General features: G+C 63.8%; 15 protein-coding genes. 8 read left to right on the top strand and 7 right to left on the bottom strand.

The window, feature by feature from the left end; genetic code table 11:
• The first annotated feature begins 158 nt into the window (after positions 1-158).
• The 3 genes from AC0L30_RS34575 (at position 159) to AC0L30_RS34565 (ending at position 2325) form a co-directional block, all read left to right on the top strand.
• Positions 159-713 (top strand): fasciclin domain-containing protein, encoded by a 555-nt coding sequence (locus tag AC0L30_RS34575; protein ID WP_007604237.1) that lies wholly within the window; start codon positions 159-161, stop codon positions 711-713.
• A gap of 184 nt (positions 714-897) precedes the next feature.
• Positions 898-1527 (top strand): cytochrome b/b6 domain-containing protein, encoded by a 630-nt coding sequence (locus AC0L30_RS34570; RefSeq protein ID WP_473406237.1) that lies wholly within the window; start codon positions 898-900, stop codon positions 1525-1527.
• A 15-nt stretch (positions 1528-1542) separates the two neighbouring features.
• The gene (locus AC0L30_RS34565) at positions 1543-2325 is read left to right on the top strand and encodes a molybdopterin-dependent oxidoreductase (protein ID WP_473406236.1); all 783 of its coding nucleotides are present in this window, start codon (positions 1543-1545) and stop codon (positions 2323-2325) included.
• 100 nt (positions 2326-2425) lie between these two features.
• On the opposite strand, the gene AC0L30_RS34560 is transcribed toward AC0L30_RS34565, so the two are convergent.
• A complete protein-coding gene (locus tag AC0L30_RS34560) occupies positions 2426-3628 on the bottom strand; it encodes a YbfB/YjiJ family MFS transporter (protein ID WP_473406235.1) in 1203 nt (400 codons plus the stop codon).
• 131 nt (positions 3629-3759) lie between these two features.
• On the opposite strand from AC0L30_RS34560, the gene leuB reads away from it, so the two are divergent.
• The gene (gene leuB, locus AC0L30_RS34555) at positions 3760-4872 is read left to right on the top strand and encodes a 3-isopropylmalate dehydrogenase (protein ID WP_473406234.1); all 1113 of its coding nucleotides are present in this window, start codon (positions 3760-3762) and stop codon (positions 4870-4872) included.
• Between the two features lie 176 nt (positions 4873-5048).
• Here the strand turns inward: leuB and AC0L30_RS34550 are convergent, their stop codons facing one another.
• Positions 5049-5435 (bottom strand): hypothetical protein, encoded by a 387-nt coding sequence (locus tag AC0L30_RS34550; protein WP_027514960.1) that lies wholly within the window; start codon positions 5433-5435, stop codon positions 5049-5051.
• Positions 5436-5591: 156 nt separating this feature from the next.
• Positions 5592-6392 (bottom strand): hypothetical protein, encoded by an 801-nt coding sequence (locus AC0L30_RS34545; RefSeq protein WP_354169883.1) that lies wholly within the window; start codon positions 6390-6392, stop codon positions 5592-5594.
• Between the two features lie 116 nt (positions 6393-6508).
• Between AC0L30_RS34545 and AC0L30_RS34540 the strand changes: the two genes are divergently transcribed.
• The gene (locus AC0L30_RS34540; protein ID WP_473406233.1) at positions 6509-7543 is read left to right on the top strand and encodes an aspartate-semialdehyde dehydrogenase; all 1035 of its coding nucleotides are present in this window, start codon (positions 6509-6511) and stop codon (positions 7541-7543) included.
• 114 nt (positions 7544-7657) lie between these two features.
• Here the strand turns inward: AC0L30_RS34540 and AC0L30_RS34535 are convergent, their stop codons facing one another.
• Positions 7658-8302: a carbonic anhydrase gene (locus tag AC0L30_RS34535; RefSeq protein ID WP_007598798.1), complete on the bottom strand. Its 645-nt coding sequence runs from the start codon at positions 8300-8302 to the stop codon at positions 7658-7660.
• A gap of 110 nt (positions 8303-8412) precedes the next feature.
• Between AC0L30_RS34535 and AC0L30_RS34530 the strand changes: the two genes are divergently transcribed.
• Positions 8413-9294 carry an HpcH/HpaI aldolase/citrate lyase family protein gene (locus tag AC0L30_RS34530; RefSeq protein WP_473406232.1) on the top strand — a complete coding sequence of 294 codons (882 nt, stop codon included), beginning with the start codon at positions 8413-8415 and terminating at the stop codon, positions 9292-9294.
• A gap of 26 nt (positions 9295-9320) precedes the next feature.
• Here AC0L30_RS34530 and AC0L30_RS34525 read toward each other — a convergent pair whose 3' ends face one another.
• Positions 9321-9554, bottom strand: a complete 234-nt coding sequence (locus AC0L30_RS34525; RefSeq protein WP_354201530.1) for a hypothetical protein — start codon at positions 9552-9554, stop codon at positions 9321-9323.
• Positions 9555-9807: 253 nt separating this feature from the next.
• Positions 9808-10563, bottom strand: a complete 756-nt coding sequence (locus tag AC0L30_RS34520; protein ID WP_473406231.1) for an SDR family NAD(P)-dependent oxidoreductase — start codon at positions 10561-10563, stop codon at positions 9808-9810.
• 191 nt (positions 10564-10754) lie between these two features.
• Between AC0L30_RS34520 and AC0L30_RS34515 the strand changes: the two genes are divergently transcribed.
• On the top strand, positions 10755-11648 hold the full coding sequence (locus tag AC0L30_RS34515; RefSeq protein ID WP_354128855.1) for an AraC family transcriptional regulator: 894 nt from the start codon (positions 10755-10757) through the stop codon (positions 11646-11648).
• Positions 11649-11659: 11 nt separating this feature from the next.
• On the top strand, positions 11660-12433 hold the full coding sequence (locus AC0L30_RS34510; protein ID WP_473406230.1) for an N-acyl homoserine lactonase family protein: 774 nt from the start codon (positions 11660-11662) through the stop codon (positions 12431-12433).
• Between the two features lie 9 nt (positions 12434-12442).
• Here the strand turns inward: AC0L30_RS34510 and AC0L30_RS34505 are convergent, their stop codons facing one another.
• Positions 12443-12862, bottom strand: coding sequence for a hypothetical protein (locus AC0L30_RS34505; protein WP_473406229.1), 420 nt, complete (start codon positions 12860-12862; stop codon positions 12443-12445).
• Positions 12863-13087: the final 225 nt, after the last annotated feature.

Below are 13087 nucleotides of genomic sequence, written 5' to 3'. Positions count from 1 at the left end.
CCCATCACAAAGAAGTTTAATCCGAAACCGCTTCGCAAACCCTCCCGTAATTCGAGCCAACGACGTCGCTGCTGCTTCACGCTCACAGGTCGCAGCCGCCGTTGTTGCCCACTCGAACGCCGGCAATCGCCGGTCACAATCCAATCGGGAGACCCTCCATGTCGAAACGTATTGCCTATCTCGCTGCCGCCGCGTTCAGCACCCTGGCCATCACCGCGACCGTTGTCGCGCCCGCCCGCGCCGAGGAAAAGACCGTCATGGTCGGCGGCGCCGCGATGTTCCCGTCGAAGAACATCGTCCAGAACGCCGTCAACTCGAAGGACCACACCACGCTGGTGGCGGCGGTGAAGGCGGCCGGCCTGGTGCCGACGCTGGAAGGCAAGGGCCCGTTCACGGTGTTCGCGCCGACCAACGCCGCCTTCGGCAAGCTGCCGGCCGGTACCGTCGACACTCTGGTGAAGCCCGAGAACAAGGCGACGCTGACCAAGATCCTCACCTACCATGTCGTACCCGGCAAGCTCGAGGCGTCCGACCTCACCGACGGCAAGAAGATGAAGACCGCCGAAGGCGAGGAGCTGACGGTGAAGAAGATGGACGGCAAGGTCTGGATCGTCGACGCCAAGGGCGGCACCTCGATGGTGACGATCTCCAACGTCAACCAGTCGAACGGCGTGATCCATGTGGTCGATACCGTGCTGATGCCGGCGACGTAAATACCGCGCGACCCGGCTTCATCCCCGAACCGGATGCGACGAAATGGCGAGCCCGGGGGTCCCCGGCTCGCTTTATTGTGACCATGATAGCCCGCCGGTATCGATTCGATGCCGGGCAGGGCGTAACGAAAGCGGACGCATCGGCGTATAATTGCTGTCAGACGATGTTCAGGACGGAACCATCATGTCGAGCCTCACTGTCACCGACGAGCAGGTCAGCGCCACCCCGGCCAAAGTGATCCAGCCGGCCTGGGTCCGGGTCATGCACTGGATCAACGCCCTCGCCATGATCCTGATGATCCTGTCGGGTTGGCAGATCTACAACGCCTCGCCGCTGTTCGGTTTCAGCTTTCCGCGCGAGTACACGCTCGGCGGCTGGCTCGGTGGCGGCCTGCTCTGGCACTTTGCGGCGATGTGGCTGTTGATGATCAACGGCCTTGCCTATCTCGTCACGGGTTTCGCCACCGGCCGCTTCCGCAAAAAACTGCTGCCGATCACCCCGTCCGGCGTGCTCCACGATGTCAGGGCTGCGCTGACTTTCAAGCTCGGCCATGCCGACCTCACCGTCTACAATTACGTGCAGCGCGTGCTCTATGCCGGCATCATCCTGGTCGGCGTGATTATCGTGCTGTCGGGGCTGGGAATGTGGAAGCCAGTGCAGCTGCACTGGCTCGTGTCCCTGTTCGGCGACTATCCGACCGCGCGCTACATCCATTTCTTCTGCATGGCCGCGATCTGCGCGTTCCTCGTCATTCACGTTTTACTCGCGCTGCTGGTGCCGAAGAGCCTGCGCGCGATGATCATCGGCCGCTAGAGCGGAGAGAGAGTCATGGCCAAGCGCTCATTCCTGATCCCCGGCGTCGACAAGCGGCTGCTGATCAAGGATTCCATCAAGGCGATGCCTGAAATCAGCCGCCGCCGCTTCATCGCGGGCGGCGCCAGCCTCGGGGCGCTGACACTGCTCACCGGCTGCGACGTGATCGACTCGTCCTCCGCCGAGGAGATGCTGAAGGGTGTTTCGAAATTCAACGATGCCGTGCAGGATTTCATCTTCAATCCCGACGCGCTGGCGCCGACATTTCCCGAGAGTGCGATCACAAAACCGTTTCCGTTCAACGCCTATTACGATCTCGACGACGCGCCTGATGTCGACGGTGCCGACTGGAAGCTCGAAGTCCGCGGTCTCGTCGACAACAAGAAGTCGTGGACGCTTCCGGAATTGTACAAGCTGCCGCAGGTCACGCAGATCACCCGTCACATCTGCGTCGAGGGCTGGAGCGCGATCGGCAGCTGGACCGGTACGCCGATGCGCGACTTCCTCAAGCTGATCGGCGCCGACACGCGCGCCAAATACGTCTGGTTCCAGTGTGCCGACAAGGACGGCTATAATTCCCCGCTCGACATGCGCACCGCGCTGCATCCGCAGACCCAGATGACGTTCAAATACGCAGGCGAAATCCTGCCGCGCGCGTATGGGTTTCCAATGAAGATCCGCGTGCCGACCAAGCTTGGCTTCAAGAACCCGAAATACGTGGTGTCGATGGAAGTCACCAACGACTACAAGGGCGGCTATTGGGAAGACCAGGGATATAATTCGTTTAGTGGGAGCTAGGCGCGCCGCTGCCGTTGGTGGGCAAAGCGTAGCGTGCCCACCAACACTGCATCCGCGACAACGGCCATCGTGGGCACGGCGCTTCGCGCCTTTGCCCACCCTACGGCACCGTTTTTTTGGCCGGCCCCACCTTCCGCTGGCACAGCGCCGCCACCGCGCCCAACGCCAGCAGCGCCGCCGAGACATTCAGCGCGTAACTCAAGCTCCCCAGCGCGTCCGTGATGGCGCCGACCACGATCGGGCCGAGCGTCTGGCCGACGCCGAACGAGATCGTCATCGCCGCGATCGCGGTCGGCCATACCTCGGGCGGATAGTTGAAGCGCACGAAGGCGGTGGTCGAGCCGACCACGGCGAAGAAGGCGACGCCGAACACGACGGCCGACACAGCGAGCCATGCCGGCGAATGCCCGAGCATCGGCAGGGCGGCGCCGAGCGCGTTGGTGCCGAGAATGATGGCGGTGGCCAGTCCGCCGCGATCGAGCGCGAGCACGCGGCGCCAGGCCCACGGCGTGACGAAGGCGCTCAGCCCAATCAGGCTCCAGAACGCGGCCTGCGCCGCGGCCCCGCCGCCGCCGTCGCGCACATAGGCGATCATGAAGGTCATGTAGGCGATGTAGCCCGCGCCGAACAGGAAGTAGCCGGCGAGATAGATCAGCACGGGAAGAATCGCAAAGGCGCCGTGGCTGCCTTGCGAGAACCGCACGCCGCTCTCGATGCGGACCAGGAACAGCGGCACGGTCATGACGACGGACAAAAGGGTCATCGCCCACCACACTATCCACCACGAGCCCGGCCCGAAATATTGCAGCGTGAACGGGGCGATCAGGCCCGAGGCGAGAATGCCGATGCCGGGCCCGGCATAGAACAGGCTCAGCAGGAAATTGGCCCGCTCCGGGCGCGACTGCGCGATGGAAGCGGCCAGCGCACCGCCGGCGACGAAGCCGGCCGCCGCGCCCACGCCCAGCACGAGACGGGCCAGGCTCAGCGCGACGAAATTCCCGGTCAGCGCGCAAGTCGCGAGCGCGGCGACGCAGGCCAGGGTTCCGCCGCGGATCGCGGCCGACCAGCCGACGCGCTGGATCAGCCGGGACGCCACAAGCGCGCCCGCGAGATAGCCGACGGCGTTGATGGTGTTCATGAAACCGGCCGCCGAGTAGGACCAGCCGAGGTCCTCCCGCATGTCGGGCAGCACCAGCGAATAGGCGAAGCGGCCGATACCCAGCCCAACCGTCGCGGCCAGCGACAGGGTCAGGATCAACCGTGCGGGGTGGGCATCGGGTGGAGGGCGGTCAGGTGCGTGCAAGGGGTACTCCGGCATGCGCAGTGTGGCAGGCCCTGCCCGCCTTGCACAGCCGCGAGGCGGCAATGGTGTCTTGCCAAGCACGCATCGCCGCTCTAGCACTCCGGCCGAAATCGGCCTCAGAGGAAACGACCATGGCGACCCACAAACTGCTGCTGCTTCCCGGCGACGGTATCGGCCCCGAGGTGATGGGCGAGGTGAAGCGGCTGATCGACTGGCTCAATTCGGCCGGTATGGCCAAGTTCGAGACCGACACCGGCCTCGTCGGCGGTTCGGCCTATGACGCGCACAAGGTGTCGATCTCGGAAGGCGACATGGCCAAGGCCAAGGACGCCGACGCGATCATCTTCGGCGCGGTCGGCGGTCCCAAATGGGACGCGGTGCCTTACGAAGTCCGCCCCGAAGCCGGCCTGCTGCGCCTGCGCAAGGATCTCGGTCTGTTCGCCAACCTGCGCCCGGCGGTCTGCTACCCGGCGCTGGCGGAGGCCTCCAGCCTGAAGCGCGAGGCGGTCGAGGGCCTCGACATCATGATCGTGCGCGAGCTCACCGGCGGCGTCTATTTCGGCGAGCCCAAGACCATCACCGACCTCGGCAACGGCCAGAAGCGCGCCATCGATACCCAGGTCTACGACACCTATGAGATCGAGCGCATCGGCCGCGTCGCCTTCGAGCTTGCCAAGAAGCGCAAGAACAAGGTGACCTCGATGGAGAAGCGCAACGTCATGAAGTCGGGCGTGCTCTGGAACGAGGTCATGACCCAGGTCCACAAGCGCGAATATCCCGACGTCACGCTCGAGCACCAGCTCGCCGATTCCGGCGGCATGATGCTGGTGAAATGGCCGAAGCAATTCGACGTCATCGTCACCGACAATCTGTTCGGCGACATGCTGTCCGACATCGCGGCGATGCTGACGGGATCGCTCGGCATGCTGCCCTCGGCCTCGCTCGGCGAGGTCGACGTCAAGAGCAAGAAGCGCAAGGCGCTGTACGAGCCCGTGCACGGCTCGGCGCCTGATATCGCAGGCCAGGGCCTCGCCAATCCGATCGCGATGATCTCGTCCTTCGGCATGGCGCTGCGCTACTCCTTCGACATGGGCGCGCTCGCCGACAAGGTCGACGCCGCGATCGCCGCGGTGCTGGCCAGCGGCCTGCGCACCGCCGACATCAAGTCGGAAGGCACCATCGCCGCCTCGACCACGCAGATGGGCGAAGCGATCCTGAAGGAATTGCAGAAGCTGCACGCCTGACGGCGACCGCAGTGTTTGTAGGGTGGGCAAAGCGAAGCGTGCCCACCATTCTTATCGCCATTGCCGAGAGATGGTGGGCACGGCGCTTCGCGCCTTTGCCCACCCTACAAGGTCTCATCAAAACAAAAATGGCCGGGCGCGAGCCCGGCCATTTTGATTCGGTCGATATGTCCGCCTCAGTACAGCGGGAAATTCTGCGGATAGCCGCCAACATCCTGCGGCGTGCTCAGCGGCTGGCGATCGATCGGGCGGTTGAGATTTTCGCGTGCGAAGGTCGGGTAGCCCACCGCCGGCGGGAAGGCGTAGTCGGAGAACTTGCGGTCGCCCGGATTGACCTCGGTGCCGCCGTCGAGCCAGGAGCGCTTGCTCACATAGATGCGGGTGCGGCCCTGCTGATAGCTCGAATTGGGGCCGCTGGGGCCGTAATAGTGACGGCCGCTGTCATAGCGCTGCTTCTTGGTGTCGGCCGAGGCGGGTGTCGCGAAGGCTGAGGACATGGCAATCACGGCGCCGGCCGCAAGCCACATCGCCAGTTTGTTCGCGGCAGAGAAATTCGAGCTCATCACGTCCCCTTCAGGCGGCAAGCCGCCAATCAATTTCACCCTCATACTAACCCGGCCGGGGCGGCTGCAACTAGGTCTATTGGGTCACACCAGCGCTGAATAATCGTGCGCGCCGGCAAAAGTTGCATGGATACAGCCACTTGAGCTTGATGCCGGTCAGAGCGCGCCGCGCAATTGCGCATTGGCGGCGCCGAGCAGCCAGTCCGACGAGCCCGGGAGCGCGCAGGGGCGGCGCTTCAGCTCCGCATGGGCGAACAATTCGGCCAGCTTCGGCTCGTTGCCCGAGGTCAGCAGCGTCAGCCGGTTCAGCGTGCAGGCGATCGCCGCGCGCCGGGCGGGCAGGCTGTCGCCCTGGCAGGAAAATCCGGAGATCTGGAGCGCCGGCTCCTCGCTGCGCTTGAGGTAGCCGAGGCAGGCCCGCGCGCCCTCCGTCGTGCCGGTCGGCTGGAATAGGGCGACGGGGCCGAATTTCGTGTCGATCAGGCCGGCTTGCTCCAGCCGGGCCGCGGTGCCCAGTCCCATCCGGGCGGCCAGATCCAGAGTTGCCGGGCGCGCCACGTCGAATTCGCCGCCTTCCCGGTAGATCTCGAGCTCGGCCATGAGTTCGGCTATGGGCTTGTCCGCCTCGCTGGCCCAGCGCATCACGTCCCTGCGGCCGCCCTCGGGGTGCCTGAAGATGGCGTAAGAAGCTGTTTTTTCTGACGAATCCAGCCGGCTAAGGGCGAAACCCTGAGGCGAGCGGTCGGCCACGCTCCAACTCGGCTTCAGCGCCGGATCATCGTCGCGCAAGTTTGGCAGCTGGCCGAGTGCGGCAAGGCCGAGGATGGCAAACAGCACCAAAGCCCCCACATAGGCGAACAGGCGCGCCAGCGTGCCGACGACCTCGTCGGCGAAGGCCGCAAGCGCCAGATGGATCTGGGTGGGGTTTGTGGCCGTGCTGGCCTCAGGCGACTGCATCCACGTCCCTAAGGCATGGTCCAACGTTGTCTTGAGGCCGGTTCTCGCATAGAAGCGCTGCTCTTCCTGTTTAAGCCTCAGCTTCAGGAAAGAGCTTTTTCGTCGGAGAGTGAACGATGGGTTACAAAGTCGCAGTCGTCGGCGCGACCGGCAATGTCGGACGGGAAATGCTCAACATTCTGGATGAGCGCAAATTCCCCGCGGACGAGGTGGTGGCCCTGGCGTCACGCCGCAGCATGGGCGTCGAGGTCTCCTACGGCGACCGCACGCTGAAGGTCAAAGCGCTCGAGCACTACGATTTCTCCGACGTCGACATCTGCCTGATGTCGGCCGGCGGCGAAGTTTCGAAGGAATGGTCGCCGAAGATCGGCGCCGCCGGCACCGTCGTGATCGACAATTCGTCGGCCTGGCGCATGGATCCGGACGTGCCGTTGATCGTGCCGGAAGTGAATGCGGAAGCGACCGCGGGCTTCAAGAAGAAGAACATCATCGCCAACCCGAACTGCTCGACCGCACAGCTCGTGGTCGCGCTTAAGCCCCTGCACGACAAGGCGACGATCAAGCGCGTCGTGGTCTCGACCTATCAATCGGTGTCGGGCGCCGGCAAGGACGCGATGGACGAATTGTTCTCCCAGACCAAGGCCGTCTACACCAACCAGGAGCTGGTCAATAACAAGTTTCCCGCTCGCATCGCCTTCAACGTCATCCCCCAGATCGACGTCTTCATGGAGGACGGCTACACCAAGGAAGAGTGGAAGATGATGGCGGAGACCAAGAAGATTCTTGATCCCAAGATCAAGCTCTCCGCGACCTGCGTGCGCGTGCCTGTTTTCGTCGGCCATTCCGAGGCCGTCAATATCGAGTTCGAGAACCCGATCAGCGCGGACGAAGCGCGCGACATCCTGCGCAAGGCGCCGGGTTGTCTCGTCATCGACAAGCATGAGCCCGGCGGCTACGCCACCCCGTACGAAGCCGCCGGCGAGGACGCCACCTATATCAGCCGCATCCGCGAGGACGCGACGGTGGAGAACGGTCTCGTGCTGTGGTGCGTCTCGGATAATCTACGCAAGGGCGCTGCGCTCAACGCGATCCAGATCGCGGAAGTCCTGATCAACCGCAAGCTGATCAGCGCGAAGAAGAAGGCGGCGTAGCTCCGCTGCCGTAGGGTGGGCAAAGGCGCGGAGCGCCGTGCCCACCACCTCTCCACGATCGCGATAGAAGCGGTGGGCACGCTACGCTTTGCCCACCCTACAAGAGCTGGGGACCTAGGCCACCTCGCGCGCGTTCCTGAATTCCTTCGCCGCCTTGTCCAGCACGAACAGCGATCCCTCCGCGACGCCGAAATAGGCGCCGTGGGTCTGCATCTGGCCGCTCTCGACCGCCTTCTGCACGAACGGGAAGGTCATCAGGTTTTCCAGGCTGCGGAACACCGCGGCCTTTTCGATGCGCTCGACGAATTGCGCCATGGTCTCGTGGTCGCGCTGCTCCACCACTTCGCCCGGCTTGATGAACATCTGCATCCATTTGCCGATGAAGTCGCCCGGCGTGAGCGGCTCGATCTTGTCGACGAAGGCGCGGATGCCGCCGCATTGCGCGTGCCCGAGCACCACGATGTGCTTCACCTTCAGCACCGTCACGGCATATTCCAGCGCCGCCGAGACGCCATGCGCGTTGCCGTCGGGCTGATACACCGGCACCAGATTGGCGATGTTGCGGACGACGAAGAGTTCGCCCGGCCCGACGTCGAAGATCACTTCGGGAGAAACGCGGCTATCGCAGCAGCCGATCACCATCACTTCAGGGAACTGCCCCTTCACCGACAGCTCGCGGTAGCGGGTCTGCTCGGTCGGCAGCCGCTGGGTGGCGAAGGCCTTGTAGCCTTCCAGCAAATGCTCTGGGAATGTGGTCATGGTCTATGCCTAATCATATACCGCTGGGACGAACAAGCCTTTCGAATAGGCAGGCCAGATGCTATCGGCTTCGGTCGGAAGTGAGACGAGGAAACGGAAGGAACGCTTGCATGACCCGCCCGCGCCGCAGCCATCTGTTCATGCCCGGCTCCAACCCCCGCGCGCTGGAAAAGGCGCGCAATCTCGCCGCCGACGGCCTGATCCTCGACCTGGAAGACTCCGTCGCGCCCGACGCCAAGGCGGTGGCGCGCGACGGCATCGCCGCCGCGATCGCTGCCAAAGGGTTTGGCAAGCGCGAGATCCTGATCCGGACCAACGGCCTCGACACGCCCTGGTGGAGCGACGATTTCGCGATGGCCGCCAAGGCCTCGCCGGACGGCATCCTGGTTCCAAAAGTTTCAAGCGTCGAGGACCTCGACACGATCCTCCGTCGTCTCGCCGAACTCGGCGCGGCGCCGACCGTAAAGGTGTGGGCCATGATCGAGACCGCACGTGCCGTGCTGCATGCCGAAGAGCTGGCGGCCGCCGGGCGCGATCCAGTGCGGCGCCTGTCAGGCTTCGTGTTCGGCCCGAACGACATCTCGCGCGAGACGCGCATCAAGATGCTGCCGGGCCGCGCGGCGATGATCCCGATGATCACCCATTGCATCCTGGCGACGCGCGCCCATGGCCTCGAAATCCTCGACGGCCCCTACAGCGACATCGCCAATTCCGATGGTTTCGCCACCGAATGCGCGCAAGCGCGCGATCTCGGTTTCGACGGCAAGACGCTGATTCACCCCTCGCAGATCGAAGCCTGCAACGCGATCTTCACCCCGCCCGAAGAGGAAGTCGCGCGCGCGCGAAAGATCATCGCGGCGTTCGAATTGCCGGAGAACGTCTCGCGCGGCGCGATCCGTCTCGACGGCGCCATGGTGGAGCGGCTGCACGCCGACATGGCACGGCGCACGATTGAGATCGCGGATGCGATTGCGGCGATGGCGAAGGGTTAGATCCGAGGCGCAAAGTGTAGTCGGACCTAACTCGAATGAGTGTCGATCGAAACGAGCTTCGCACCAAGCTCCAAAAGCAGGATCATGGTGAGCGAGTGGAAATCGGATTTTGGATTCAAGGTCGCAGTCCTTGATCCGTGCGGCGTTTCGAGGTTTAGGCGATCGCCATCCTTGATCTGGATTGCGCCGTAATGCGGAGAGCCGCCAAGCTCATATTTGACCACGTATCTGAGTGAAGCGGCTGATTTTTTCTTGGCCATTTCGCAAAGCGCCCTGATGGTGGCCAAACCATATCAGGGAAGTCCTGCCGTGTCGCTCAGGGCCCGACAAACGTCTGTAGAAAATCCATGATAAGGATTGTCGCGCCTCTTAGCGACGCGCGTGATCCGCGCGATCGAGCGACTCCAGCGTTGACGCATTGCGCAGTAGCCGTGCGGGAATCAAAAGGCGATGCTGCGGGCCGCAGCGGGCGCGCCGGGGACGCGCCCGCTTCGTAACCCAATCGCGCCTCGCTCAGATCGTCTGGCCGCCGGACACCTCGATCCGCTGCGCCGTGACCCAACGATTGTCGGAACCGAGCAGGCTCGCGACCATCGGTCCGATATCGTCGGGCAGGCCGACGCGGCCCAGTGCGGTCATCTGCGCAAATTGGTTGTTCAAATCCGGCATGTCCCGAACCGCGCCGCCGAGAAAATCGGTTTCGATTGCGCCCGGCGCGACGATGTTGGCCGTGATGCCGCGTCCACCAAATTCCTTGGCCATGTAGACGGTCAGAACCTCGATGGCGCCCTTCGCAGCCGCGTAGGCCGAGAAGCCGGGGAAGGACACGCGCGTCAGCCCGCTGGAGAAGTTGATGATCCGGCCCTTGTCGGCAAGCAAGGGTAACAAGGCCTGCGTCAGGAAGAATGGTCCTTTGACGTGCGTGGCGAACAGGGCGTCGAATTGTTGCTCCGTCGTCTCTGCGATCGCGGCCATCTCGCCCTGGCCGGCATTGTTGACGAGGTGATCGAATCTCTCGGCGCGCCAATGCTCCGCCAACGCGGATCGAACTTCTGTGAAGAACGCGGGAAAGCTCGACACCGCCGTGACATCAAGCTCCAGCGCGATAGCCTTGCGCCCCAGCGATTCAATCTCTGCGACGACTTCGCGTGCTGCGGCGGCCCCGTTGCGATAGGTCAAGATCACATCGCCGCCGTGATGTGCGATGGCGATGGCAGTGTTGCGGCCAAGGCCGCGGCTGGCCCCGGTGACGAGAGAAATGGTGGGCATTGGAAATTCCTCGAAGTGTTGCGGTGATCTCCGTTTGCCCGCGATCGATCGTCCGATGTTGCCGGATCCTCGGAGTGCCTTGCCCAACACTCCGGGATGCGGCGACGGCGGACTTGCCCAAAACTCCTGATTTTCTGCCTGAACGGCCGGCGCCGATTGCCTGTGCGCCGGGCTCGGCCTAAAATTGGCGCGTGACCGAAACGCTGCTCCAGATCGCCAGTCGTTATTCCGCGGCTCACGCCGACGACAGGGGCGTCGCCTCCACGCCCTTCGCCGGCGTCTCGATCATCCGCGAGACCGCGCCGAGTGCGCTCCTGTACGCGATCTCCAGGCCTCTGGTCGCGCTCGTCTTGCAAGGCGCCAAACGTGTGGCGACCGGCCGGACGTCCTTCGACTTCGGCGCAGGCGCTTCCTTGTTGATTGCGAGTGATGTGCCGACGGTCAGCCAGATCACGCGCGCGACGGCGGCCACGCCCTATCTTTCGCTCGTCGTCGAGCTCGACCCCACCATCATTGAGGGGCTGGTGGTCGAGATGGGGTCGCTCCCGTTCATTCCGTCGCAGCCGCTGCGGGTCGAACCGACAGAGCAGGAACTCGCGGACGCAGCGCTCCGGCTGCTGCGCCTGATCGACCGTCCCTCGGCCTTGCCGATCCTGCGCGGCCATTTGATGCGAGAGCTGCATTATTGGCTGCTGGCCGGCCGCCACGGCGGGGCCATCAGGGCGCTCGGAATTGCCGATAGCCATGCACAGCGGATCGGCCGCGCGGTTGCGCTCATTCGTGCCGGCTATGCCAAGCCGTTGCGCGTCGATCGGTTGGCCAAAGCCGCCGCGATGAGCCCGTCGGCATTTCACGCGCACTTCCGGAGCGTCACTTCGCTGACCCCGCTACAGTTTCAGAAACAGCTTCGCCTGATCGAAGCCCGCCGCGCGATGCTGGCCGACGGTGCGCAGATCGCGACCGCGGCTCATCAGGTCGGCTACGAAAGCATCACGCAGTTCACGCGAGAGTATTCCCGGCTGTTCGGCATGCCGCCTGGGCGCGATATGCGCGAGGCGAAGCGGCGGATTGAATCGGCGGCTTGATGAGTTCCCCAATGGCGCCGGTTGACAGAATCTACATCCTCGACGGCGGCATTGCGCAGGTCGCGGACGGGTCGATCTATTCTCCGGGCATCAATGTCGGCGTCCCCATGACGCTGAGCTGCAATGCCTATCTCGTCAGTCATCGTGGCGAATGGCTGATCTGGGATACGGGAATCGAGGATGAGCTATCGAAGCATCCGGAAGGACGCATTATCGCGCATGGCATACGCGGCGTCGTGCGTCGCCCCATCGCGGACCAATTGGACGAAATCGGGGTGCGGCCCGGCGACATCAGCACGATCCTGCTTTCCCACGCGCATTTTGATCATATCGGAAATGTCGATCTGTTCGAAAATGCAAGATGGATCGCTCAGCGGGCTGAATTCGAGGCCATGTTCGGACCGGAGCCCGAAGAGTTCGGCTATTCGCTGCAGCACTACAGATCCCTGAAAGAGCGGCCTTACCAGATCGTCGATGGTGACCACGACGTATTTGGCGACGGCGCGGTGCGTATGATCTTCACGCCAGGCCACACCCTCGGGCATTGCTCGCTGATGGTGAGGCTACCGAGGCGCGGCGCCGTGCTGCTGAGCGGCGACGTCGCGCACAATCGCGAGAACCTCCGGCACATGCGCGTGCCGTCCTTCAATGCCGACCCGCAGGCAACGGTCGCATCCATGGCCAAAGTGGTCGAGCTGCTTCGCTCCGAGAATGCCGAAATCTGGATCAATCACGATACGGCTGAGAGCGACGAGCTGCCTCACGCGCCAGACTGGATCGTGTAAGCGCGCGCGTCACCGCGGCGCGACGCCCGCGCGATCGAGCGACTCCAGTGTCGAGGCATTGGCGCAGAAGCCGTGGTAGTTCTCCACGGCGGTACCGTCGGCCAGCTCGCGATCGCACTGGCCCTTGTGGCTGCAAAGTGCGCACACCCGCTCCATGTCGCGCAGCAGCAGCGGATGCGCGCGGCCAAGCCCTTCGGCGCTGATGCCGAGCTGCTCCAGCATCTTCGGCAGCTCGTCCGCGGCGTGCTTGCCGTGGCGGACCAGCTCTTCGAGGTCGTCAGGCGCGATCCGCAGATCTTGCGCGATGCGATCGAAATCAGCGCGGTCGAGCTGCCGGATCTCGTTCAGCTCGCGGCGATGCTTCAGCCAGCTTGCAAAGGATTCGATGAGGTCCTGGACAATGGGATAAGGCCTGGTTGCGGTGCTCATGCGAAGCTCCATTGGAACGGCGGAATTGGAGCGAGACTAGGCACAATGGTGCAGGTGCGCGTTGCGCTGGATCAAATTGGATGTGTCGGTGAAACTGATCCCGTGCCCCTAAAGCACATCGGCCCAACTCGAATCGAGTTCAGGAAACAGCGATGCTCTTTCCGTTCCCTCCCCCCTTGTGGGGGAGGGGCAGGGAGGGGGGTGCCACACGGGGACTCTTTCGGT

Source organism: Bradyrhizobium sp. MI1.11, from assembly GCF_055811255.1.
This window is presented reverse-complemented; position numbering and strand designations above follow the sequence as displayed.

What these genes read in the sequence shown, in the direction of transcription:
- AC0L30_RS34505 (WP_473406229.1), bottom strand. Translation starts at nt 12,862, where the DNA reads ATGAGCACCGCAACCAGGCCTTATCCCATTGTCCAGGACCTCATCGAA.
- AC0L30_RS34525 (WP_354201530.1), bottom strand. Translation starts at nt 9,554, where the DNA reads ATGGCCAAGAAAAAATCAGCCGCTTCACTCAGATACGTGGTCAAATAT.
- AC0L30_RS34530 (WP_473406232.1), top strand. Translation starts at nt 8,413, where the DNA reads ATGACCCGCCCGCGCCGCAGCCATCTGTTCATGCCCGGCTCCAACCCC.
- AC0L30_RS34510 (WP_473406230.1), top strand. Translation starts at nt 11,660, where the DNA reads ATGGCGCCGGTTGACAGAATCTACATCCTCGACGGCGGCATTGCGCAG.
- AC0L30_RS34550 (WP_027514960.1), bottom strand. Translation starts at nt 5,435, where the DNA reads ATGAGCTCGAATTTCTCTGCCGCGAACAAACTGGCGATGTGGCTTGCG.
- AC0L30_RS34565 (WP_473406236.1), top strand. Translation starts at nt 1,543, where the DNA reads ATGGCCAAGCGCTCATTCCTGATCCCCGGCGTCGACAAGCGGCTGCTG.
- AC0L30_RS34575 (WP_007604237.1), top strand. Translation starts at nt 159, where the DNA reads ATGTCGAAACGTATTGCCTATCTCGCTGCCGCCGCGTTCAGCACCCTG.
- leuB (WP_473406234.1), top strand. Translation starts at nt 3,760, where the DNA reads ATGGCGACCCACAAACTGCTGCTGCTTCCCGGCGACGGTATCGGCCCC.
- AC0L30_RS34540 (WP_473406233.1), top strand. Translation starts at nt 6,509, where the DNA reads ATGGGTTACAAAGTCGCAGTCGTCGGCGCGACCGGCAATGTCGGACGG.
- AC0L30_RS34535 (WP_007598798.1), bottom strand. Translation starts at nt 8,302, where the DNA reads ATGACCACATTCCCAGAGCATTTGCTGGAAGGCTACAAGGCCTTCGCC.
- AC0L30_RS34545 (WP_354169883.1), bottom strand. Translation starts at nt 6,392, where the DNA reads ATGCAGTCGCCTGAGGCCAGCACGGCCACAAACCCCACCCAGATCCAT.
- AC0L30_RS34570 (WP_473406237.1), top strand. Translation starts at nt 898, where the DNA reads ATGTCGAGCCTCACTGTCACCGACGAGCAGGTCAGCGCCACCCCGGCC.
- AC0L30_RS34520 (WP_473406231.1), bottom strand. Translation starts at nt 10,563, where the DNA reads ATGCCCACCATTTCTCTCGTCACCGGGGCCAGCCGCGGCCTTGGCCGC.